The 23,010-nt window shown below is 70.6% G+C and carries 15 protein-coding genes and 1 pseudogene; 8 read left to right on the top strand and 8 right to left on the bottom strand.

Features of this window, described 5'->3' with window-relative positions; translation table 11 throughout:
• Positions 1 to 242: 242 nt before the first annotated feature.
• Both N5079_RS29840 and N5079_RS29835 read left to right on the top strand, forming a co-directional pair.
• The gene (locus N5079_RS29840) at positions 243 to 1,358 is read left to right on the top strand and encodes a M24 family metallopeptidase (protein WP_261587493.1); all 1,116 of its coding nucleotides are present in this window, start codon (positions 243 to 245) and stop codon (positions 1,356 to 1,358) included.
• A 124-nt stretch (positions 1,359 to 1,482) separates the two neighbouring features.
• On the top strand, positions 1,483 to 2,637 hold the full coding sequence (locus N5079_RS29835; protein WP_261587492.1) for an acyl-CoA dehydrogenase family protein: 1,155 nt from the start codon (positions 1,483 to 1,485) through the stop codon (positions 2,635 to 2,637).
• 419 nt (positions 2,638 to 3,056) lie between these two features.
• Here N5079_RS29835 and N5079_RS29830 read toward each other — a convergent pair whose 3' ends face one another.
• Positions 3,057 to 3,926, bottom strand: a complete 870-nt coding sequence (locus tag N5079_RS29830) for an alpha/beta fold hydrolase (protein WP_261587491.1) — start codon at positions 3,924 to 3,926, stop codon at positions 3,057 to 3,059.
• A gap of 674 nt (positions 3,927 to 4,600) precedes the next feature.
• Between N5079_RS29830 and N5079_RS29825 the strand changes: the two are divergent.
• Positions 4,601 to 4,717, top strand: a pseudogene (locus N5079_RS29825) (aquaporin family protein); the annotation flags it as partial.
• Positions 4,718 to 4,863: 146 nt separating this feature from the next.
• Here N5079_RS29825 and N5079_RS29820 read toward each other — a convergent pair.
• Positions 4,864 to 5,709 (bottom strand): helix-turn-helix domain-containing protein, encoded by an 846-nt coding sequence (locus N5079_RS29820; RefSeq protein ID WP_261587490.1) that lies wholly within the window; start codon positions 5,707 to 5,709, stop codon positions 4,864 to 4,866.
• 177 nt (positions 5,710 to 5,886) lie between these two features.
• Here N5079_RS29820 and N5079_RS29815 point away from each other — a divergent pair, with 177 nt between their 5' ends.
• From N5079_RS29815 to N5079_RS29800, 4 genes are all read left to right on the top strand, one after another.
• Positions 5,887 to 6,663, top strand: coding sequence for an SDR family oxidoreductase (locus tag N5079_RS29815; protein ID WP_261587489.1), 777 nt, complete (start codon positions 5,887 to 5,889; stop codon positions 6,661 to 6,663).
• Positions 6,664 to 6,896: 233 nt separating this feature from the next.
• Positions 6,897 to 10,994, top strand: coding sequence for a WD40 repeat domain-containing serine/threonine protein kinase (locus N5079_RS29810; protein ID WP_261587488.1), 4,098 nt, complete (start codon positions 6,897 to 6,899; stop codon positions 10,992 to 10,994).
• A 6-nt stretch (positions 10,995 to 11,000) separates the two neighbouring features.
• Positions 11,001 to 12,053, top strand: a complete 1,053-nt coding sequence (locus tag N5079_RS29805) for a hypothetical protein (protein ID WP_261587487.1) — start codon at positions 11,001 to 11,003, stop codon at positions 12,051 to 12,053.
• Between the two features lie 75 nt (positions 12,054 to 12,128).
• Complete coding sequence (locus N5079_RS29800) at positions 12,129 to 12,644, top strand: Lrp/AsnC family transcriptional regulator (RefSeq protein WP_261587486.1); 516 nt, start codon at positions 12,129 to 12,131, stop codon at positions 12,642 to 12,644.
• A gap of 158 nt (positions 12,645 to 12,802) precedes the next feature.
• On the opposite strand, the gene N5079_RS29795 is transcribed toward N5079_RS29800, so the two are convergent.
• The 6 genes from N5079_RS29795 to N5079_RS29770 form a co-directional block, all read right to left on the bottom strand.
• Positions 12,803 to 13,984 (bottom strand): N-acetylglucosamine kinase, encoded by a 1,182-nt coding sequence (locus N5079_RS29795; RefSeq protein ID WP_261587485.1) that lies wholly within the window; start codon positions 13,982 to 13,984, stop codon positions 12,803 to 12,805.
• A complete protein-coding gene (locus tag N5079_RS29790) occupies positions 13,981 to 15,243 on the bottom strand; it encodes a 6-phospho-beta-glucosidase (RefSeq protein WP_261587484.1) in 1,263 nt (420 codons plus the stop codon). Before N5079_RS29790 ends, N5079_RS29795 begins: the two co-directional genes overlap by 4 nt.
• 112 nt (positions 15,244 to 15,355) lie before the next feature.
• Positions 15,356 to 16,240 carry a carbohydrate ABC transporter permease gene (locus tag N5079_RS29785; protein WP_261587483.1) on the bottom strand — a complete coding sequence of 295 codons (885 nt, stop codon included), beginning with the start codon at positions 16,238 to 16,240 and terminating at the stop codon, positions 15,356 to 15,358.
• Positions 16,237 to 17,169 (bottom strand): carbohydrate ABC transporter permease, encoded by a 933-nt coding sequence (locus N5079_RS29780; protein ID WP_261587482.1) that lies wholly within the window; start codon positions 17,167 to 17,169, stop codon positions 16,237 to 16,239. The genes N5079_RS29785 and N5079_RS29780 overlap by 4 nt, the downstream gene beginning before the upstream one ends.
• A gap of 39 nt (positions 17,170 to 17,208) precedes the next feature.
• A complete protein-coding gene (locus tag N5079_RS29775) occupies positions 17,209 to 18,534 on the bottom strand; it encodes an extracellular solute-binding protein (RefSeq protein ID WP_261587481.1) in 1,326 nt (441 codons plus the stop codon).
• Positions 18,535 to 18,564: 30 nt separating this feature from the next.
• The gene (locus tag N5079_RS29770) at positions 18,565 to 19,845 is read right to left on the bottom strand and encodes an ROK family transcriptional regulator (RefSeq protein WP_261587480.1); all 1,281 of its coding nucleotides are present in this window, start codon (positions 19,843 to 19,845) and stop codon (positions 18,565 to 18,567) included.
• A 348-nt stretch (positions 19,846 to 20,193) separates the two neighbouring features.
• Between N5079_RS29770 and N5079_RS29765 the strand changes: the two genes are divergently transcribed.
• Entirely contained in the window at positions 20,194 to 22,443 is a 2,250-nt protein-coding gene (locus N5079_RS29765; RefSeq protein ID WP_261587479.1) for a HelD family protein, read from the top strand.
• Positions 22,444 to 23,010: the final 567 nt, after the last annotated feature.

Genomic DNA, 23,010 nt, shown 5'->3' with positions numbered 1-23,010 from the left:
CGCCCGCTACGCCGACCATGTAACTCGCTCTCAAAACACCGTGAATCCGGACATATGTTAAACGCATAGTGAGCGTCTTAACGCGGAGCGTAGCAGCGGTGGATGTCACTCGGGTTGGCTTTTCTTCTATCCAGGTGGAGAAAGACCAATGCCCTTGCTCGGGCCGGCCGTCGCGACCGGGTAGCCTCCGGGGCCGTGACCTGGGTGTGGTCATAGGGCGGTATCTCGCTAGATTGGGTCCCGTGACACCGACGTCCTCTGACCTTTATCCCGTGACCCGGCTGGCCGACGTCCGCGAGGCGACCGCCGGCTCCGGACTCGACGCCCTGCTGCTGACCCCCGGCCCCGATCTGCGCTACGTCACCGGCTACGACGCCATGCCGCTGGAGCGCCTGACCTGCCTGGCCGTACCGGCCTCGGGGGAGCCGTTCCTCGTCGTGCCGCGACTCGAGCTCGCGGCCGCCGAGCATTCGCCCGCCTCCCGGCTGGGCATCGAGTTCGTCGCCTGGAACGAGACGGAGGATCCGTACGCCGAGGTGGCGCGGCGGCTGGGCCCCATCGCGAAGGTCGGCCTGGCGGACCGGATGTGGGCGATGCAGTCGCTGCGGTTCCGCGCCGCGATGCCGGGGGCCGAGCAGGTGCTGGCCGGCAGCGTGCTGGGCGGGCTGCGCATGCGCAAGTCGCCCGCGGAGGCCGCGGCGCTGGCCGAGGCGGGGGCCGCGATCGACGCCGTCCACAGCCAGGTGCCGGCGTTCCTGAAGGCCGGGCGGACGGAGCGGGAGGTCGGCAAGGACATCGCCGAGGCGATCGTCGCCGCCGGGCACGCCACCGTCGACTTCGTGATCGTCGGGTCGGGGCCGAACGGCGCGAGCCCCCACCATGAGCTGTCCGACCGGGTGATCCAGCCGGGAGAGCCCGTCGTCGTCGACATCGGCGGGACGATGCCGAGCGGCTACTGCTCCGACTCCACAAGGGTCTACTGCGTGGGGGAGGCCCCGGCGGAGTTCGTCGCCTACTACGAGGTGCTCAAGCGCGCCCAGGAGGCCGCTTGCGCCCACGTGCGGCCGGGTGTGACCTGTGAGTCCGTGGACGCCGCCGCCCGCGAGGTGATCGCGGAGGCGGGCTTCGGCGACTACTTCATCCACCGGACCGGCCACGGCATCGGCCTGGAGACCCACGAGGAGCCGTACATCGTCTCCGGCAACACCGAGCCGCTGCGGCCGGGCTACGCCTTCTCGGTCGAACCGGGAATCTACCTGGCCGGCCGGCACGGCGCGCGGATCGAGGACATCGTCATCTGCGGCGAGACGGCCGGCGAGCGGCTGAACAACACGACGCGCGACCTGGTGATCGTGTAGCGCCGCCGTGTGACGGATCTGTGCGGGACATGTGGCGAGATGTCACAATCGGGGCGGCGGCGATTCCGGCCGCCCCGATCCGTGATCCTGAAAGCCGTACCTCACCGGGTAGGAGTGCACCGCCATGAGCGTCGACCGAGTTCTGCCCACGCCCGAGGCCCACGACCTTTTGGACCTGGTCCGCGAGCTGGCCGCCAAGGAGATCGTGCCGCGCGCTGCGGCCGACGAGGCGGCGAGCCGGTTCCCCCGTGACGTGTTCTCGCTGCTCGGCGCGTCGGGCCTGCTCGGGCTTCCCTATCCCGAGGAGTACGGCGGGGCCGCCCAGCCGTACGAGGTCTACCTGCAGGTGATCGAGGAGCTGGCCGCGGCGTGGCTGGCGGTCGGGCTCGGCGTCTCGGTTCACACGCTGTCGTGCTTCCCCGTCGCGGCCTACGGCAGTGACGCGCAGCGCGCCGAGCTGCTGCCCGCCATGACGGGAGGGGAGCTGCTGGGCGCCTACTGCCTGTCGGAGCCTCACTCCGGTTCCGACGCGGCGGCGCTGACGACCCGCGCGGTTCCCGGCGCGGACGGGTACGTCGTGGACGGCGTCAAGGCCTGGATCACCCACGGCGGCGTCGCCGACTTCTACACGCTCATGGCCCGGACCTCCGGCGACGGCGCCCGTGGCATCTCGTGCTTCCATGTCCCGGCGGGGGTGGACGGGCTGTCCTCCGGCACGCCGGAGCGGAAGATGGGCATGCGGTCCTCCCCGACCGCGCAGGTCCGTTTCGACGGCGTACGGCTCTCGCCTGACGCGCTCGTCGGCTCCCCGGGCGAGGGTTTCCGGATCGCGATGGCCGCCCTCGACGGCGGGCGGCTCGGCATCGCCGCGTGCGCCGTCGGCGTCGCCCAGGCGGCCTTCGACGCCGCGTCCGCCTATGCCCGTGAACGGCGGCAGTTCGGCTCACCGCTGACGGAATTCCAGGGGCTCGCCTTCATGCTCGCGGACATGGCGACCTCGATCGCCGCCGCGCGGGCGCTCTACCTGGAGGCGGCGAGACTGCGCGACGCCGGCCGGCCGTACGGCACGCAGGCGGCGATGGCCAAGCTCTTCGCCACCGACATGTGCATGAGGGTGACCACCGACGCGGTGCAGGTGCTCGGCGGCTACGGCTACGTGGAGGACTTCCCGGTCGAGCGCCACATGCGGGAGGCCAAGGTCCTCCAGATCGTCGAGGGCACCAACCAGATCCAGCGCCTCGTCATCGGCCGGGCCATCGCCAAGGGTTCCATCGGGTGACCCGCCCGGTCCCCCGCCGGTGCGGCCGGGCCGTACGCGCCGGGCGGTTTCATACCGTCGCCCGGTCTCATCCCGCCGGATGGCGGACACTCGCCGGCTGCTGCCCCGCATCGCCGAAGCAACCTGGCCAGTGCCGCCGTGGCCCGCAGCCGCGGCCTGCGCCGGATGCCGGGGACGGCCAGGCCGCGCTCGCGCAACGACCACGTAAGCGATACGCGGCACCCCGTGGCGGTGACGGCCGGAAGCAGCAGCCAGAACTCAGCACGCTTCCCAGTGTCGAGACGTGGAGATGGCTCCGTCCTAGGTGTACCAGGTCCGGTGCGGGCAGCTACCGCTCGCGCCCGCACCTATGGGTGATCGGCGCGGCATCAAGCCGGTTCCGAGTTCGCATCGTCGAACCGATGACGGGCTGGCTTTTGCTAGGCCTCGCGCACGTGCTCCAGGACATGCTCGGCCCAGACGTCGGGCGCTTCCAGCGGGCTGAAGTGCCCGACGTTCTCCATGAATTGGAGTTCGTAGTCGCTGTAGAAGTCGGAAAGGTTGTCGCTCCATTCCTGCGGAAAGAGCGGGTCCTTGTCCGGCCAGAGGATGGTGATGGGCTTAGAGAACCTGTCAGCGGGATCCGGCTTCTTCTCGTTGGCGTAATAGGAGATGGGGTTCCCCTCCGGGAAGCGGAACCACATGGCGCCGGCCACGAAAGCACCCGGGGCGGAGTGGTTCTCGGTCAGATGGTCCAGCAGTTCTTCCACGACCTCGGAGCCTGGAGCCGACCAGTTCTGCAGGTTCTCCTTCAGCGCAGCGCGGACGGCGTCCGGCTTGCCGTCGATGAGATCCTCTACCAGCGTCGTCTTGTAGAGGATGGCGTGGAGGAAGGCGTTGACTGCCTCCTCCTCCAGAATCCGCCGGCCAACCCCCATCGTCGGTGGCGCGATTACCAGAGATTTGGCGAGGTCGGGTCGCTTCACCGCGATCGTCTGGACAGTGAAGCTGCCCACGTCGTATCCGCACAGGACCGCGTTGCTGATACCGAGTTCGTCGATCAGAGCGATGACGCCGTCCACCTGCCCGGACAGGGCGTAGGCGTTGCCCACGTCCTTCAGGTGCTTGTCCGACTTGCCGTAGCCCCTCAGGTCGGGGACGACCACGTCAGCGTACGGTGTCAGCAGGGGCAGCAGCTTGGAGTACTCCTTGTTGTCGCCCGGATTACCGTGTACGAGGACTACCGGCTGGCCCTGTCCGGCGCGCAGGTAATGCAGCCGGAAACCATTGGTCGGCTTCGAGAACGGCATGGTCTCACCTCCCAATTTCTGTAGCCGTATTGGCCCGTGTGCGGCTCGGTTCCGCCGCCTGCTTCGCTCGAAGGGAGCAATTCGCGGTTACGTCTGAGACGTAGACATGCATGTGGAGGAGCACCGTATGGGGGGCGTGCGACCTTCGTGACGCAGGCATTCGCGCTCCGGGGAGACCACGGCAGACCTGGATGCGGAGATGCGGCCGCAGGTTTTGACGGGTGCCGCAGGTGGGGCAGGTCCATGATGGGCGCCGGCAATCGTGGCAGAGGGCTGGGACCGCGCTCGATGGCGAGGGCCTCGTACCCCCTCGCGGCGTGACCGTGGTCGTATTGGCCGCCGACGACACGGCGGCCGACCTGGGTGTTGGTCCACTCCTCGTGGGTCATCTCGGAACCCTCGGTACGGTCTCCGGGCAACTCGGCCGGCATGGTGTTCGGCAACAGGCGGTTATGACCCGAATAGCGCATGATCAGAAGTGTGCGAGGTTCCGACGACAGAACCCTTGACTGACCTTGACATTGGCAAGTCTACCGTACAGCGGCAGGAAGGCGCGGGCCGCCGCAATCCCCGGAGATCCGCCTTTCCTGCACGACGGAGTCTCGGGTGTCCGATCTCGACATATTCGGGGTGAGACCTCCGGCACCCCGCGCTGATCCTGCTCGGCAAACGGCGTCGTCGCCGGCGTGGTCGTCTCCCTCGGACTGTCCCTCGGTGGCCCCACCGAGTACGCCATCAACCCCACGCGCGACCTCGGTCCCCGCATCGTCCACGCCCTCCTGCCGCTTCGGGAAGGTCATTCGCTGGGAAACGTCAGTCACGTCGCTCATCAGGTGTCCTTCCTCGATCGGGAGGTACACCGCTTCTTTTTCGCGCCCTGCGGCGGCCGAGGACTCTGCGCATCAGACTGAGGGCAACATGGCGAGACGATTTGTGGTCAGGGGACCGGTGCGTTCCAGGACTCGAGCAGGCGCAGTGCCTGTTCGGTCGGTGAGCCCGGTTCTACGTTGTAGACGTACAGGGTCTGTTCCGCGTCTCCGGGAACTTGGAAGGACTCGAAGACGAAGTGCAGGTCACCGACGACGGGGTGATGATGGAGCTTTGCGCCGTGGGTGCAACGTAGCACCCGGTGGTCGTTCCACCAGGTCGTGAACTCCGGTGACCGCAGCATGAGTTCGCCCACCAGGTCTGCGAGTTGCCGGTCGTGGGGACGGCGCCCGGCCTCCAGGCGGAGGATCGCCACGGTTTCGGCGGCGATGCGTTCCCAGTCGCCGACGGTCTGCCGGGCGGAGGGGTCCAGCAGGTAGTAGCGGGCCAGGTTGCGGGCCGGCACGGGCAGGGCGTCGAAGTCGGTGAGGACGGCCCGGGCCAGTCGGTTGGAGGCCAGGACGTCGGTCCGCCGACCGAGGACGAACGCCGGCACGTGCTGCAGTGTCCGCAGCATCAGGTGCAGGCCTGGACGGACTCGCTGTGGGCCGGTGGGGGTGCGGCGATTGGCGGCGTTCGGCCGGGTCAGCAGATCCTGCAGGTGTTCCGTCTCGGACGCGTCCAGGTGCAGGGCCCGGCTCAAAGCCTCAAGGACTTCCGGTGAGGGGTTACCGGCTCGACCCTGTTCGAGCCGTGTGTAGTACTCGGTGCTCACCCCAGCGAGCCGGGCGACCTCGTCGCGACGCAGTCCCGGAACCCGGCGCGTGCGGCCGTCCTCGGGCAACCCTGCCTGGTCAGGGGTCAGCCGGCTACGCCGGGTGCGCAGGAAATCGGCGAGCTCGCTTCGGCTGTCCATACACCCAGTGTGGCGTCTCTCGTGGACGGTATGTCCGGTTTTGGGTAGCTTTGTCGGTACCAGTCTCGGCAGGGTGCGGCAGGCGTCCTTTGCGGTCGGTCCGGCCATGGTGTGCTGAATCAGCGGCCCGGGATGAGCGGACCGCCCCCAGAACATTCACGGGAAGGTACCTCCTCAATGACCTCGCAGACCTCTAGCACCCCACTTGCCGGCCGTGTCGCCGTCGTCACCGGCGCCTCCAGCGGCATCGGCGAAGCGACCGCTGAACATCTGGCATCGCTGGGAGCGAAGGTCGCCGTGCTGGCCCGGCGCGAGGACCGGCTCGCTGAGCTGGTCTCGCGTATCGAGAAGAACGGCGGCACCGCACTGGCGATCGCCGCGGACGTGACCGACGTCCAGGCCGTGCGTGCTGCCGCTGACCGGGTCAAGAACGATCTCGGTGGCGCGGACCTGCTGTTCAACAACGCGGGTGTAATGCTCCCGGCCCCGATTGAGGAGCTGGCCGCCGACCAGTGGCAGCGCCAGATCGACCTGAACGTCACCGGCCTGATGAACGTCATCGGCGCGTTCGTTCCGCAGCTGGTCCAGGCGGCCGCCGAGCGTGGCGTTGGTGACCTGATCAACACCTCCTCGATCGCCGCGCAGAACATCTTCCCGAACTTCGCCGTGTACTCGGCGACCAAGGCCTACGTCACGCACCTGTCCCGGCACCTGCGGACGGAGCTGGGCCCGAAGAAGGTACGAGTCTCTGCGATCGAGCCGGGCATCGTCGGTACGGAACTGCAGAGCCACGTTACCGACACCGGTGCGCTGGAGTGGCTGGCGGGTTCGAAGGAGACGATCGAGTGGCTGACGCCGGAGGACATCGCCCACACCGTCGGCTTCCTCGCCTCCCAGCCGGCACGCGTCAACCTTCAGCAGGTCACGATCATGCCCACCGGCGAGGCTACCTGATCACATCCCAGGCATTAGGCGCATAAATCTGGATAAGTTGCACGTCACTCCTGGATGTTTGGTCGAGCTCGACCTCACCGCCGCGCTGGACGGATGACCGCGCGCCTCCGTAGCGGGGGCGAACGCGTCGTGCGCGCCGCCGAAACCCCTTGGCTCGTCGAGGATGGCGTAGGACCATCGGGTCATGCCGTCCCGGGGGTGGGGGACGGCCGGAGGCCGTCGGGGAGGACCGGATGGCGATGGCGCCCCTGGCTCCGGGCGACCCGCGGAGGATCGGTGACTACTGGCTCGCCGGGAGGCTCGGCGAGGGTGGTCAGGGCGTGGTCTACGAGGCGTACGACGAGGCGGGGCGGCGCGTTGCCCTCAAGGCGCTCCGGCTGAGCTCATACGGCCCCTTCGGAGGCGTCCGGGCGGACGCCGCCGGAGACGCCCACGGCGACGGCGGCGGAGCCTCCGGCGGCTTCGACGGGTGGAGTCCCGGGGACGCGGACCTGAGGGCCAGGTTCGCCAGGGAGGCCGCCGCAGCCCGGAGGGTGTCGTCCTTCTGCACGGCCAAAATCATCGCGGCGGATCTCGAGGGGGCCCAGCCGTACATCGTCAGCGAGTTCGTCGGCGGGCCCAGCCTGCGGCGGGCGATCGAGCGGAACGGGCCGTACGGGCCGGACGATCTGTACCGGCTGGCCACGGGGATCGCTACGGCGCTGACCGCCATCCACGAGGCGTCGGTCATCCACCGCGATCTCAAGCCGGACAACGTCCTGATCGGCCCGGACGGTCCCCGAGTGATCGACTTCGGGATCGCCAGGACGACTGAGATGTCGCTGACGACTACTGGTCATGTCGCCGGCACGCCCGCTTTCATGGCGCCCGAGAGCGTCCTCGGTCAGCGGGCCGGGCCGGCCGTGGACATCTGGGCGTGGGGCGCGGTGACGCTGTACGCCGCCACGGGCCGCGAGCCGTTCGCACTGGACCCCGCAGGCGAGGCGGGCGGCGATTTCGCGGGGAATTTCGGGGGGAACAACGTCGCGGCGTTCCTGCACCGCATCCTGGCGGCGGACCCCGACGTGTCCATGCTCCAAGAGCCCCTGCGCGGCCTGGTAGTGGCCGCGATGGCCAAAGACCCGTCGGCCCGCCCGAGCTCGCCCGAACTGCTCATGAGGTTGCTCAGAGGCCAAGACGCGGACGGCCGCGAGGCGGGCGGCCGCGGTCCGGGTGACGGACCTGAGCGTGCGGGGGCGACGGGCGCTCAGGAGCCCGGTGGAGGAACGACGGGCGCGGGAAGGCCGGGCGCGGGAAGGCCAGGCGGTGTGGCCCGCCCGGCCGGGGGGCGAGCGGCGATCGGGGAAGTGCCGGGTAGAGGAACGCAGGACGGGGAAGTGCCGGGCGGGGAAGCGACGCGCGGCTGGCGAGAAGAGGAGAGGGCGGGCGCGACCGCGCTGCTGCTCGCGGAGGGCAGGCGCGCGGCGGAGGCGATGCGGCCGCCCGCAGACGTGGCGCCGCCGTCGCTGGCCGCGCTGGCGGAGGACATCTACACGAGCCTCGGCGCGGCCGACCAGGCGGTGGTGCCGCAGATCCTGCTCCGCATGGTCATGCCGGGTGAGGGGTCCGACGACCTGCCGAGGAAGGTGCGCGCCGACGAACTGCTCGACGGTGTGGTGGATCTCCCGACGGCCGACCGGGTGCTGTCCGGGTTCGCGCGGGCTGAGCTGCTGGTGCGTGAGGGCGACACGATGTCGCTCGCCAGCGCCGCGCTGCTGCGGGCCTGGCCGAGGCTGCGCGAATGGATCGAGGCCGACCGTGCCGGGCTGCGAGTACACCGGCAGCTCAGCGAGGCCGCCCGGCTGTGGGACGAGAACGGGCGGCGACCCGGAGATCTCTACCAGGGCACATCTCTGGACAACGCCCTGGGCTGGGCCGCGACCGGCCGCCAGCACGTCACCCTCAACCTGCTGGAGAACGCGTTCCTCGACGCGTCCGCCGCTCTCGGGCGGCTACGGGGGCGCCGCCGCCGCCAGGTCACCGCTGTGCTCGCCGTACTGCTCGCCGCGGCGCTGGCCTCGGCGGGGGTGGCGGTGGACCAGAAGGCCTTCGCGGACAGGCAGAGAGCGTCCGCCGAGAGGCAGCGGGACACGGCGGTGGCGCGCAGGACGGCCGCTCTCGCCGACTCCCTGCGCTCCGCCGATCCGGTCACCGCGATGGCGTTGAGCGTCGCCGCGTGGCGGCTCGCGGGAGTGCCGGAGGCGCGGGCCGCCCTCTACAGCTCGCTGGCGCAGCGGGAGCGGGACATCTCCCCGCCTCCGCCGGTGACGGCGGCGGCGCGGTTCGACCTCAGCGCCGACGGGCGGACGCTCGCCATTGCCGACCAGGGCCGGGTGGTCCTGTGGGACGTGGTGGCGCGCCGCCGGATCAGAGCCGTGGAGGGCGTCGGGGCCCGCGCGGCCGCCGTCGCCGTCAGCCCGGACGCCCGGCTGGTCGCCGTCGCGGGCGCGGGTTCGCTGCAGGTGTGGGACGCGGTGTCGGGGAGGCCGCTCGGTCCCCGGTTCGGGACCGGCGCGCTGGAGATGACGTTCGGACCGGGCGGGCGGCTGCTCGCCGTCGTCTCTCCCGGCCACCATGGTCAGGTGTGGGATCCCCGCACGGGCGGAAAAGTCCTTGAGGTCGCCCGTGACGGCCGCATCGAGGATGTCGTCGTCTCGGACAGGTTCGCCGCGGCGACCTTCCGCGACGGGCGAGTCCGGCTGTGGGACCTGGCCCGGCGCAGGAAGGTGCTCGCTCCCGGAGGCGGCAGGGGGGAGGCCGCCGCCTTCAGCCCGGACGGCACGACGCTGGCGGTGAGCCGGGCCGGGGACGTCCGATTCTGGGACCTCGCCTCTGGCCGCCACCGTGACGCCGTTCTGGAGGGCGCCGGGGCGGCGTGGCTGTCGTACAGCGACGACGGCCGCTATGTCATGACCTATGACCATAAGGGCATCGGGCTTTGGGACGCGGCCGGCGGGCGGCCGATCGTCTACCAGTCGTTGAGCGACACGTCCGGCATGCCGGTCATCAGGATGGGGCATGACCATCGGGCGCTGCGCTACCTCCTGGGCGGGGGAGGCGTCGCCACGGTCGATGTACGGCTCGGCACCCGGCCGGTGGCCGTGGCCTCCAGCGCCGTATCGGCGGCCTTCGCCCCGGGGGCGCGGACGCTGGCCGTACAGACCGGCGACCTCCTCGAACTGTGGGACGCGGGCCAGGGGCGGCGCCTCGGCTCCCTGCCGTCCTCCGCCGAGGCGCTCGCCTTCAGCCCCGACGGACGCACCCTCGCAGCCGGTACGGCAGAGCTGGCCGAGATGCCACCGGACCCACCGGCCGGTACGGCCGATCCCACGGCGGGCCCGGCTGCCCAGGCCACAACACAGCCCTCGGCCGGTACGGCCAACCCTCCGGCGGGGTCCGCCGGAGAGGCCGCGGCACTGCCCCCGGACGGTACGGCCACGCCTGGTGCGGGAGCGGGGCCGGGTGATCAGAGGCCGGATGATCGGGGCGTGGCCGCTGACGCCGATCAGACCGCCGGGTCCGGGGCCGTGACGCTGTGGGACGTGGCGGGGATGCGGCGCACGACGGCTGTGGCCGTGCCGGGCGCCGCCTCCGTGGGCGGGCTGGCGTTCGGGCCCGGCCTGGTCGCGGTCGCGCCGTTCTCGGGCGACTGGCAGCGGGTGCGGTTGTGGGACGCCTCCCACCACGCCTGGACGCGCGTTCTCCCGCGCGCCGGCGTGGACGTTATGGCGTTCCGCCCCGACGGGCGCGTGCTCGCCATCGGGGGCCAGAACAGCGCTCTCGTGGATCTCGCCACCGGAGCGGTGACCGACCAGCCCTTCGGGCCGAGCCTCGACGGGGTGCGGTCGATCGCGTTCAGCCCCGACGGCTCGACCGTCGCCGTGGGGTTCCACCAGCTCGGGGTGGGCCTGTGGGACACGAGAACCGCGCAGCCGACGGGCAGGCTGGCGCCGGACCCCGGAGACCTCGACGACGTCGTCGCGATCGCGTTCTCGCCCGACGGCCGCCTGGTGGCCACGGGCGGCACCAGCGGCGAGGTCCGGCTGTGGGACGCCGCCACCCACGTGCCGCTGGGCCGGCCGTACACCGCGCACACGGGCGTGGTGCTCGCGCTGTCCTTCGGGGGCGACGGGCGCTACCTCTACAGCGCGGGGGAGGACGGGACGCTCCAGCGCTACACCGTCGACCCGGGGCGGGCGACCGCCGAGGTGTGCGCCCGGGCGGGCGCCCCGCTGTCCATGAACGACTGGCGCCGCCTCATCCCCGAGGCGCCCTACCGGAAGGTGTGCTGAGGCATCGTGCGACTTCTCCTCCCTCCTCTCCTGAGGTTGTTACGCCGGGCTGACTTCGCGGTCATCGATTTCGTCGAGGTCACCCCCGACCCGGTCACCCTGGGGCGGCGAGAACCTGTCCGCGTCGAGGTCGTCACGGGCGGCGCGGGCGAGGCCGGTGACGCCCGCGGCGCCCGCGACCTCGTGCGCGGCGAGCTGACCGGCCCGGACGGGCCCCGGATCGAGCTCGATTTCGTCAAGGTGGACGGCTCGCCGTTCGAGGAGTCATGGGTCGCCGAGCACGTCCTCGACCCGGAGGTCCCGCCCGGGGAGTGGCGGGTCGTCGTGCGGGCCGGGGAGTCGGTCGAGCAGCGGGCGTTCCGGGTCGTCGCCGGAGAGGAGGCCACGGAGACGAGGATCACCGAGTTCGTCCTGTCGCCGGATCCGGTCGACGAGGGCGCCCCCCTGTCCTTCCGGGGACTGCTGGAGGCGGGCCGGGACAAGGATTGGGTGCGGCTCGGCGGGCAGCGGGTCGTGCTGACCTTCCGGGCGGACGGCATGTTCTCCCGCCGCGAGATGGCGGAGGCCGAGACCGACGAGTCGGGCGTCTTCGCCACGACCGTGACGGCCACCGAGTCGGGTTTCTGGCGGGCGGAGTTCCGCGCGGCGCCCCGGCGGCTCGCCCGCGCCGAGGCGGCAGCCGTCGCCTCCACCAGGAGCGCGGAGGTCCATTCGACCGTCCAGGGGTCGGGGGCCCAGACGAGGATCGCCTACTCGGTCAGCCCGATGACCGGCAAACGCGGCAGGACGGCCACGCACAAGGGCACGCTGGTCGTGTGGGTCGCCGAGGGGCCCGGCCGGTGGGACCCGCTCCCGCAGAAGGCGGTGCGGCTCCGTTTCGACCCGGCCGGGAACGCCGCCTCGTCGGCCCAGGGGACGACGATCACGGGGTCGCGGGGCCAGTTCACCTTCAAGAAGAAGGTGCCGTCCACGGGTGACTGGCGGGTGACATTCGACTCCGACGTTCCGGCCAAACGCAAGTCGGCCGAGTCGCCGGTTCGCCGGGTGACGGCCACCTGATCCGGGTTTCGGATGGAACCATGCCGTGACCACTTCGCCGCACGGTGTGGTCCCTGGCGGCGCTACCGTTCAGGGGTGGAGGAGATCGATCGCCGAATCGTGACGCTGCTGGCCAGAGACGGCCGGATGAGCTTCACCGACCTGGCCAAGGAGACCGGGCTGTCGGTTTCGGCCGTGCACCAGCGGGTGCGGAGGCTGGAGAAACGCGGCGTGATCCGCGGTTACGCGGCGCTCGTCGACTACGACGAGATCGGTCTGCCCCTGACGGCGTTCGTGTCCATCAAGCCGAACGACCCGGCCGCGCCCGACGACGCCCCCGAACGGCTCAGGCATCTGTCCGCCATCGAGGCGTGCCACAGCGTGGCGGGCGACGAGAGCTACATCCTCAAGGTGCGCGTCGCCTCGCCGCTCCGCCTGGAGGAGTTACTGCAGCAGATCAGGGCCTCGGCCAACGTCAGCACGCGGACGACGGTCGTCCTCAGCACGCCGTACGACCACCGCGCGCCGGAGATCCACGCCGAGGCCGACAAGAACGAGGCCGACAAGAATCCGGACAAGGGTCTCAACGGCGACCAGAAGGCCGGGCAGTGACGCCCGCACCCCGGCCGGGAACGCGGTGACGCCGGGCGCTGACGGCGACATGCGTCAGCGCCCGGCGTCCACGTCCCCCTGTGCGGCCCCCCCCGAAGGGGCTCCGCGGGTGACAGCGATGACGTCCAGGCTGCCGGTCGGGCTGCGGGTCCGGGGCCTCAGCCGACCGGGGCGGGCGCCGGGACGGCGTCCTCTCCCGAGCCGGGTTCCTCCTCGGCCTCCTGGGACGGGCTCAGGAAGTACTCCCGCACCCGGTCGTACGCCTCGGCGGGGGCGCCGAGACGGTCGAGCCCCAGCAGCGCGGCCCCCACGATGGGCGGCACGTCCGCGACGACGAGCCGGGCGTGCGGCGCCTTCTCCGCGAACCGCTGCTCGATCAGCGGCATCAGCAACGGGTCACCGGCGGTCATCACCCCGCCGCCGAGCACGACCTCGCACGGCACGCCGAGCAGGTCGATGCGGCGCATCGCGACCGTGCCCATCGCGACGACCTCGTCGGCCAGCCGTTCGATGAGCGACCGGGCGATGGCGTCGGTCCGCGCCGCCACGAGCAGGGGCGGCACGAGGTCGTGCACCCGGTCGATGGACAGGTCGCCGAAATGGATGGCGATGACCACCTCCTCGACCGTCCGCGTGCCGAAACAGGTGCGGACGACGTCGACCAGGGCGGTCTCCGGCCCCCGGCCGTCCTCGGCCCGGATGGCGTGGAAGATAGTCTGCTCGCCGAGGCCGTAGCCGCCGCCCCAGTCGCCGCTGAGAGTGCCCAGGGCGGGGAACCGGGCGACCTTGCCCGACGGGGCGACCCCCACCGCGTTGATCCCGGCTCCGCAGACCACGGCGACGCCCCACGGGGTGCTGGCCCCAGCCCGCAGCAGCGCGAAGGTGTCGTTGCTCACCGCGACGCTGCGGCCGTAGCCGCGGGCGAGCAGTTCGTCGCGGAGCCGGTCCTCCTCGATCGGCAGGTCCGCGCCCGCGACGTAGGCCGCGATGTGGTCGGCGTACGGCACGGCGACCCGCGTGCGGAGACCGTCGAGATGCCCGTCCACGTGACCATCCACGTGCCCGTCCGGCGAATGGCCGTCAAGCGCGCCGTCCGCCAGATCGGCCGTGAGATGGGAGTGGAGGCCCGGCCGGCTGGCCAGGGCCCGCCGTACGGTCTCGCCGACCACGTCGATGGCGGCGGCCACGCCGGCGCTATGCGGGACGAAGCCCGCGCCGCGGGCGCGCGCGAGGACGGTGCCGTCCTCGCGCACGAACGCGACGTCGGTCTTGCTGTTCCCCCCGTCGACCGCGAGAAGGGTGCGGAGGGGGCGATCGGTCCCGCTGCGCGCTCCGATCACAGGGACACCGCCCAGGGCAGATACGGGCGGTTGGCCTCGACCAGCCGCTGGGCGAGGTCGCCCGACAGAGACGCCTGCCCGATCAGAGGGTGGGCGAGCAGCGCGTCCTTGACCCGGTCCTCGCCGCCGCGGAGGGCCGCGTCGAGCGCCAGCGACTCATATGCGGAGACGTGAGCGATCAGGCCGCGATAGAGCGGCTCGACCGGGTCCACGGGCAGGGGCGTCGCCCCGCCCGCCCCGACGGTCGCGGGCACCTCGATGACCGCGTCGTCGTCGAGGAACGGCAGCGTCCCGTCGTTGCGGGCGTTGACGATCTGGACGTCGCCCCTGTCGTTCACCAGGGAGGCGATCAGCGCGACCGCCGCCTCGGAGTAGAACGCGCCGCCGCGCTTCTCCAGCAGCTCGGGCTTGGTGTCCACCGAGGGGTCGGCGTACATCTCCAGCAGCTTCGACTCCATGGCCGCGACCTCGGCCGCGCGGGACGGCGCGGCCTTCTGCTCCCTGACCACGAGGTCGTGCTCGTAGAAGTACCGCAGGTAGTACGACGGCACCACGCCGAGGTGGCGGATGAGCTCGGCCGGCAGGCCGATGTCCTCCGCGATGGCCTCGCCGTGGTCGGCCAGCAGCCGGGGCAGCACGTCCTCGCCGTCGAGGTAGACGGCCCGCTCCCAGGTGAGGTGGTTGAGCCCGACGTGGCCGAGCGAGATCCGGTCCGGGGAGACGCCCAGGTTCGCGGCGAAACGGCGCTGGAACCCGATCGCCACGTTGCATAGGCCGATGGCGCGGTGGCCCTCGTCCAGCAGCGCCTTGGTGACGATGCCGACGGGGTTGGTGAAGTCGACGATCCAGGCGCCCGGGGCGTGGGTGCGCACCTTCTCGGCGATGTCGAGCACCACCGGGACGGTCCGCAGCGCCTTGGCCAGGCCGCCGGCCCCCGTCGTCTCCTGCCCGACGCATCCGCATTCGAGTGGGAGGGTCTCGTCGACGTTCCGGGCCGCCTGGCCGCCGACGCGGAGCTGCAGCAGCACGGCTCCCGCTCCGGCGACGCCCTCCTCGACCTTGGTCGTCGTGGTCAGCTTGGCCGGGTGCCCCGCGCGGGCGAGCATCCGCGCGGCCATCCCGCCGACGAGGCCGAGGCGGTTCTCGTCCGGGTCGACCAGTGTGATCTCGGACAGGTCGAGTTCGTCGCGCAGGCGGGCGAAGCCGTCGATCAGCTCCGGCGTGTAGGTGGAACCGCCCCCGACAACGGCGAGTTTCATATGGTGTATGGCGCTCCGACCCGGCGTGGCCGGTGCCGGAGCGCCATCCTCCCTTCGGCATTCCGTGCTAACGATGCATGGCTGTGAGCTACTTCACGGAGCTACTTCACGGTTACTTCACTCCAGACAGCTTGACCCCTTCGATGAAGACCTTCTGGGCGAAGAAGAACACGATGATCACTGGAGCCATGGCGAGCATGGTGGCGGCCATCGTGAGGTTCCACTGGACGCGGTGCACCGACCGGAACGCGGCCAGGCCGAGGGACAGGGTCCAGTTGTCCAGGTTGGTCCCCGCGTAGAGGAGGGGACCGTAGTAGTCGTTCCAGCAGTAGAAGAACTGGAACAGGGCCACCGCGGCGATGGCCGGCTTCGCCATCGGCAGGATCACCCGCACCAGCGTCCGGAACTCTCCGGCCCCGTCCACCCGTGCCGCGTCCGAGTAGTCGCGCGGAATCGTGACCAGGAACTGCCGGAGCAGGAAGATCGAGAACGCGTCGCCGAGCAGCATCGGGATGATCAGCGGCCACAGGGTGCCGGTCAGGTGGAACCGGGCCCAGATGAGGTAGACGGGCACGGCCACGACCTGGGGCGGCAGCATCATCGTGGTGATGACCAGCAGGAACGCCAGCTTCCTGCCCGGGAAGCGGAACCGCGCCAGCGCGTACGCCACGGGGATCGACGACAGCAGCATGAACACCGTGGCCAGCACGGAGTAGAGCAGCGTGTTGCGGATCCAGGTGAGCAGCGGCGCCTTCTCGAAGATGTCGGCGAAGTTGCCCCACTCCCAGGTCTCCGGCCACAACTGCGAGGTCAGCGCCTGGTGGTCGCTCATCACGGCCGTGAGGCCGATGAAGACCAGCGGTCCGAGGAACATGATCGCCAGGGCGATGGCGAGCGCGTGCTTGGCGATCCAGTAGAGCGTCGCCCGCGTCTTCGACGCGTTGGCGGATGTTACCGGGCGGTGGGCGACCTGCTGCGGAGCGAGGGTCGTCGTCATGCCTCCTCCTCCGCGAAGCCGCGGAACTGCCGCAGCAGGATCAGGGTGAAAATCATCGAGACGACGAACAGCACGAGCGCGAGCACGCAGGCGTAGCCCATGGCGAAGTCGCGGAAGCCCTGCTGGAACAGCCACTCGGGGAACGTCAGGGTGGACTGGTCGGGGTAGCCGGGGGTGAACACCGAGCCGGCCGAGTCGGTGGCTCCGGAGGCGACCCGCGCCGCCACCATCGCCTGGGTGAAGTACTGCAGGGTCTGGATGACGCCCGTCACGGTGGCGAACATCAGCACGGGCCGGATGACCGGCAGCGTGATCCTGGTGAACTGCTGCCAGGCGGTCGCCCCGTCAAGCGAGGCGGCCTCGTAGAGCTGCTTGGGCACGTCGAGCAGGGCGGCCATGAAGATGACCATGAGGTCGCCGACCGACCAGAGGGACAGCAGCGTGAGGCCCCACTTGGACCACGCCGGGTCGCCGAACCAGTCCGGCGAGTGGATCCCGACCGCCCCCAGGATGGCCTGCACCGGCCCGGTGCCCGGGTTGAGCAGGAACACGAACCCGAGCGTCCCGGCGACCAGGGGCACGAGCGAGGGCAGGTAGAAGATCGTACGGAAGATCCCCTGGCCGGACTTCAGCTTCGTGACCAGCTGGGACACGCCCAGGCCGAAAAGCACCCGCAGCGGCACCATGACGACGACCAGCCACAGGGTGTTCTTGATCGAGGTCCAGGCGGCCTCGTCCTGCAGGAAGTACTTGTAGTTCAGCAGGCCGACCGGCTCCAGCGTGAACAGGTCGTAGCGCTGGAAGGAGAAGTACACCGTGGAGAGCAGCGGGTAGAGGAAGAAGACGGAGAACCCGATGAGCCACGGGGAGAGGTAGAGGAGCGCGCGGAGGTTGGCGCGGCGCCGTTCCCGCTTGTTACGGGACGGCACCGCGTGCCTCCGACGTCCCAGCGTCGTGGTTGCCATGGATCAGCCGCCCGCTGTCAGCTTCAGCTTCTCGTTGATCGTCTTGTCCACTTCGGCGAGCAGGGCGTTCAGGTCGGGCGCCCGGCCGGCCTCCCACTTGATCTGGGCCTCCGACAGCGTCTGCTGGTTGAAGACCGAGTTGATGTGGGCCGGCAGCGTCGTGCTGTTCGGGTTGGCGAAGATGTCGAGGAAGGTCTGGAAGTTCGGATCCTTCTTCAGCTTCGGCGACTGCAGCGCGGGCAGCGTGCTCGGCACGTTGCGGATCGCGTTGGAGAGCGTGACAAGGGCGTCGGTGTCGGTGGTCAGGTACTTGACCAGCTCCCAGGCCGCCTCCGCGTGCTTGGCGCCACGCGGGATGCCGATGACGGTGCCGGCGATGAAGCCCGCGCCGTACCGCTCGGGCTGGTCGTCGGCGACGGGCATCGGAGCGGTGCCGTAGTCCACCTCCGGCGCGTCAGCGGCGAGCATGGCGTTGCGCCACTCGCCGTCGATCGCCATCGCGACCTTGCCCTTGTTGAACGGGTTGTCGGCCGACCACTCGTCACCGAAGCTCTTGCGGAACTTCTCCAGCTTGTCGTAGCCGAGGGCGTCCGTGAGCTCCTTCTGCCACGTCATCAGCTTCTTCCACTGCGGGTCGGAGCCGACCGCGGAGGTGCCGTCCGGGTTGGTCCACTTGGCGCCGACCATGACCCCGGTGTGCAGCGGGGCGTTCTCGTACATCTGGCTGGTCGGGACGAAGCCGGCGACCTTGATGTTGCCCTGGGCGTCCTTGACGGTCAGCTTCTTGGTGAGCTCGGCCAGCTCGGTCAGCGTCTTGGGCGGCTGGTTGCCCTTCATCAGCTTCTTGTTGTAGTAGAGGCCGTAGGTGTCGGCCAGCATGGGCATCACGCAGCGCTTGCCCTGGTACTGGGTGTACTCCGCGATGACCTTCGGGAACAGCGTGTCGGCCTGGATCTTGCTGGCCGCGAGATACGGGTTGAGGTCCTGGAAGATGTTGGCCTTGCAGAACTGGGCGACGCTGTCGGTCGTGAAGGACAGGGCCACGTCCGGCGGGTTGCCGCCGCGGACGGCCTGCAGGATCTGGTCGTCCTGGATGGCCTTGGTGGCGTTCACCGTGATCCAGGGGTACTTCTGCTTGAAGCCGGCCAGCGTGTCGGCGAACGCCTTGAGCTCGTTGTCGGCGCTGAAGCCGTGCCAGAACTCGATGGTGACCGGGTCGTGGCTGGTCGGGCTCGCCTCGATCTTCGTAGGGCTGACCTCGGTGCCCGCCGTACAGGCGGTGAGCAGGGCGAGGCCGGCCGCGGCGGTTATGGCCAGCAATCGTTTCACGGAGATGCCTCCTACGTGCGTGGGGGAATTTCAGGAGGGAACGGATGAGTGTCTGCGGTCGCGCTCGCCGCGGGAGGCGTCGTGCGCTTCGCGTCTGGAGGGTCCCTCGCGGCGGTTCACCGCTCCGAAGACCTCGTCACGGGTGGTGTCGAGGGCGAGGTCGAGGGCACCGGCGAGGACGGGGTTGCCCTCCACGGTGGAAAGCCGCAGCGGGGGCCGCGGGATGGTGAGCGCGTGCAACTCCTGTTCGGTGAGCTCGCGCAGGATTTCGCCGCCGGCGAGCAGCACTCCGCCGGACAGCACCACGATCTCTGGATCGATCACCGCGGTGATCGCGGCGAGCCCGAGCGCGAGACGGCCGGCGATCTGGCGCAGCGCCTCGTGCCCCGTGTCCGCCTGCCCGCCACCGCGTTCGACGGCCTTGACCGCGTTGTGCATGGCCGCCGCCGGGGTCGATCCGCGCAGGCCGTGCGCCCGCAGGACCTTCAGTACGGCGGGGCCGCCCGCGAGGGCCTGGAACCCGTGCTCGGCCCGCTTGCCGATGTCACGGGGCGTCGGCGCCCCTATGGCCGGCATGTACCCGACCTCGCCCGCGCCTCCGGTAGCCCCCCTGTGCAACCTGCCGCCCAGCACCAGCGCCGAGCCGAGACCCTCGTCGGCCCAGAGCAGCACGTAGTCCTGGTGGCCCTGGGCGATGCCCCGGGACTGCTCGGCCTGGGCGACGAGGTTCACGTCGTTCTCGATGTCGACCGGCACGCCGATCCCGTCGCGCAGGGTCCCGACCAGGTCGGGGATGTGCCAGCCCGGGATGTGGGCGGCGTAGCCCAGCCTGCCGGTCGACGGGTCGATCGCGCCTCCGATGCCGATGACGACCCGGCTCAGCGCCGCGGGATCCACTTGGGCGTGCGCGCAGGCCCCCGCAAGCGCGGCGCGCACTCTCTCCACGACGTCGCCCGCGGCGCGGCCGGGTGTCGGCAGCCGGTGCTCGCCCACCACCGTTCCGGTGATGTCGGAGACGGCCACCTCGATCCGGGCCGGCGTGACGTCCAGCGCCGCAACGTACGCCGAGCCGGGGTTGATCCGGTACAGCTCCGCCGTACGGCCGGGCAGCCCCTCGCGGATGCCGTCGAGGACGACGAGCCCGGCGTCCTGGAGGCGGGCGAGGAGCTGGGAGGCCGTCGGCTTGGACAGGCCGGTCAGCGCGCCCAGCTCGGGGCGCGTGAGCGGCCCCCGCTCCAGGAGGACCATAAGGGCGGCGCGGTCGTTGATGGCGCGCAGGAGGCTCGGCGTGCCGGGGATCGGCTGGCTCACTTCCCGCCCTCTCGTGACGCCTGGCGGCCATGCCGCGGCCGGCTACCGGGTGATTGCGGGCGCGGCGCGTCAGGGCCGGCGTGCGGGGCGGATCCCTCGCTCATATGGCATGTTCGCTCGCTCACGGCTCGTCCTCCAGGACAGCGAGTTAGGAAAGTTTCCTAACTTGCAAAGGAAGGTATGGACACTCTTCATGCACGTCAAGGGGTGGACACGCCTCGAAACCGACTCGTGACCGTAATCGCCTCTCATCCGTTGCCCCATTCGCACGCTGGTGATCAAGAGGTGCCGCCGATGCTCATGCCGGAGGGTGGCGGGGGGTGGGGAGGACGTAGAATCCGTCGGTCTATGTCTGAGTCATCGGCGGGCGAGCTGGCCCGGGAACAGAAGTACGTCGCCGCGCTCTACGAGCGGCTCGACGTGCTGCGGGAGCGCACCCGCAAGCAGCTGGACGGCGTGCTCGCGCAGGGGGCCTCCGGCACCCATCAGAACCGCTCGGAGCGTGACTCTTTCGCCGGCATGTACGCGCAACGACTGGCCCGGCTCTGGGCCGTGGAGAACGGCCTGTGCTTCGGCCGGCTCGACCACGCCGACGAGACCAGGCTCTACATCGGCCGCCTGGGGCTGTCCGACGACGACCAGGACCGGCTGCTCATCGACTGGCGGGCGCCGGTCGCCCAGCCGTTCTACCGGGCCACCCCGGCGGCCCCGATGGGGGTCACCCGGCGGCGTCACCTGCACACCAGGGGCCGCACGGTCACGGCCGTCGACGACGACCTGCTCGACCTCGACCGCCTCACCGACGCCGACCGGGCCTCGCTGAACGGCGAGGCCGCCCTGCTGGCCGCGCTCGACGAGAAGCGCACCGGCCGCATGCGCGACATCGTGGCGACCATCCAGTCCGAGCAGGACAAGATCATCCGGAGCGACCTGAACGGAGTGCTGGTCGTCCAGGGCGGCCCCGGCACCGGCAAGACCGTGGTCGCCCTGCACCGCGCGGCCTACCTCCTCTACACCTACCGGGAGCGCCTGGAGAGGAGGGGCGTCCTCATCATCGGGCCCAACCCGACGTTCGTGCGCTACATCGAGCAGGTCCTCCCCTCGCTGGGCGAGACGGACGTGCTGCTGTCCACCGTCGGCGAGCTCTATCCCGGCGTGAACGGCACGCGCCACGAGACGCCGGAGGCCGCGGCCGTCAAGGGGGCCGCGGCGATGGCCGAGGTGGTGGCGAGAGCCGTACGGGACCGGCAGCGGGTGCCGGGGAAGCCGGTCGAGATCCGGCTCGACAAGTTCACACTCAGGCTCGACCGGCAGACGTTCGAGGCGGCGAGGTCGCGGGCGCTGCGCTCCCGCAAGCCGCACAACCAGGCGCGGGCGGTCTTCGTCCGGCACCTGCTGAACGCCCTGACCAAGCAGGCGGCACGGCACCTCGGCCGGGGCATGCTCGACGACGACGACTTCGCCGACCTGCGCGAGGACCTGCGGACCGAGGATCCGGTGCGGGCGGCGCTCAACAAGCTCTGGCCGTACCTGACGCCGCAGCAGCTCCTGATCGGCCTGTTCACCTCCAAGGAGCGGATGACGCAGGCCGGGCTGACTCCCCAGGAGCGGGACCTGCTGCTGAGGGAGCCGCCGCGGCCGGGGGAGCAGTGGTGGAGCGAGGCCGACGTGCCGCTGCTCGACGAGGCCGCCGAACTGCTGGGCGACATCGACGAAGGGGTGCTGCGGGCGGCGCGCCGGGCCGAGCGGGAGCGCGAGGAGCGGATCGCCTACGCCCGTGAGGTCCTGCAGCTCACCGGCCTGGCCGACGTCATGGACGCCGAGCGTTTCGCCGCCCGGCAGCAGGCCGACGACGTCTACCTCACCACGGCGGAACGGGCCGCCAAAGACCGCACCTGGGCGTTCGGCCACGTGATCGTCGACGAGGCGCAGGAGCTGTCGGAGATGGCCTGGCGGACGGTGATGCGCCGCTGCCCGAGCCGTTCGATGACCATCGTGGGCGACATCGCCCAGACCGGATCGTCGGCGGGCGCCGCGAGCTGGAGCCGGATGCTCGGCCCCTACGTCCAGGACCGCTGGCGGGAGGCCGGCCTGACCGTCAACTACCGCACGCCCGCGGAGCTGATGGCGGTCGCCGCCCGCGTGCTCGAGCTGGTCGGCCCCGGCCTGCGCGCGCCCGAGTCGGTGCGCGAGACCGGCGAGCGGCCGTGGGCGCTCCAGGTCGCGGACCTGGCCGCCGAGCTCCCGCCGGTCGTCCAGGGGGAGATCGTCGAGGGCGGGCGTCTGGTCGTGATCGTCCCGGCGTCCGAGGAGGGCGAGCTGGGGGCGGCGATCGCGGCCCGGGTGCCCGGCGCGGTCGCCGGTCCGGGCCCGGCGACTCTCGACGCTCCCGTGTCGGTGCTGTCGGTGGCCGACGCCAAGGGGCTGGAGTTCGACTCCGTCATCGTGGTCGAGCCGGACCGGATCCTGCGGGAGTCGCCGCGCGGGCCAAGCGACCTTTATGTGGCGCTGACCCGGGCCACGCGCCGCCTTGGCGTGATGCACACCGGTGGACTGCCACCCGTTTTGACAGCCCTTGATCAACGGTCTCCGGCATAGCTAACTGGTGCCTAAATAGCGTGAGATTTCCGACTATGAGGGATATCACTTGCAGGTCCCACATCGACGCCGGTCACGAAGCCTGTCCTAGCTGCGAAAACTTGGTATTTCCGCTGATCGGGACACGGTTGACATCTGCGCTGAGGTCGGTAGTTTGCTGCGCAGTCCAGCACGGGACTGACCGGTTGGCCGTCTAAGACATCGCCGGATTCTGCGTCCGTGACGGAGCGTGACTCCGTCTGCACAGCCAGGCGCAGGCCGGCGTTCCGTCGAGTCGGGGCACCCCAGCCGGCCGGGGGGTTGGACCCGGGGAGGGGTCCGGACACCCAGTAGACAACGGAGCTCCGCGCCCGCCGCCGACGGGACGGAACCGGTCCGAAGGGCCGTCCGGGCCCCCTTCCGCCCCCGTGCGTGGAGACCCTGCGTGGGAAACGAGCGTGGGGAGACACGCAGGTGATCCTTGGGTCCTCCGCGAGGGGCTCAAGGATCGTCGCCGCCCCAACTCCGCGTGATCATGCACACATTCCCGCGGCGGCACCATGAGGGCGGCATACGCCCTTCGTGATC

It is taken from the genome of Planotetraspora sp. A-T 1434, from assembly GCF_025420585.1.
Classification (GTDB): domain Bacteria; phylum Actinomycetota; class Actinomycetes; order Streptosporangiales; family Streptosporangiaceae; genus JAOEGB01.
The sequence above is the reverse complement of the archived record's forward strand: the minus strand, read 5'-3'. Positions and strand labels throughout refer to the sequence as shown.

What these genes read in the sequence shown, in the direction of transcription:
- N5079_RS29820 (WP_261587490.1), bottom strand. Translation starts at nt 5,709, where the DNA reads ATGGACAGCCGAAGCGAGCTCGCCGATTTCCTGCGCACCCGGCGTAGC.
- N5079_RS29790 (WP_261587484.1), bottom strand. Translation starts at nt 15,243, where the DNA reads ATGAAACTCGCCGTTGTCGGGGGCGGTTCCACCTACACGCCGGAGCTG.
- N5079_RS29765 (WP_261587479.1), top strand. Translation starts at nt 20,194, where the DNA reads ATGTCTGAGTCATCGGCGGGCGAGCTGGCCCGGGAACAGAAGTACGTC.
- N5079_RS29785 (WP_261587483.1), bottom strand. Translation starts at nt 16,240, where the DNA reads ATGACGACGACCCTCGCTCCGCAGCAGGTCGCCCACCGCCCGGTAACA.
- N5079_RS29810 (WP_261587488.1), top strand. Translation starts at nt 6,897, where the DNA reads ATGGCGATGGCGCCCCTGGCTCCGGGCGACCCGCGGAGGATCGGTGAC.
- N5079_RS29835 (WP_261587492.1), top strand. Translation starts at nt 1,483, where the DNA reads ATGAGCGTCGACCGAGTTCTGCCCACGCCCGAGGCCCACGACCTTTTG.
- N5079_RS29815 (WP_261587489.1), top strand. Translation starts at nt 5,887, where the DNA reads ATGACCTCGCAGACCTCTAGCACCCCACTTGCCGGCCGTGTCGCCGTC.
- N5079_RS29830 (WP_261587491.1), bottom strand. Translation starts at nt 3,926, where the DNA reads ATGCCGTTCTCGAAGCCGACCAATGGTTTCCGGCTGCATTACCTGCGC.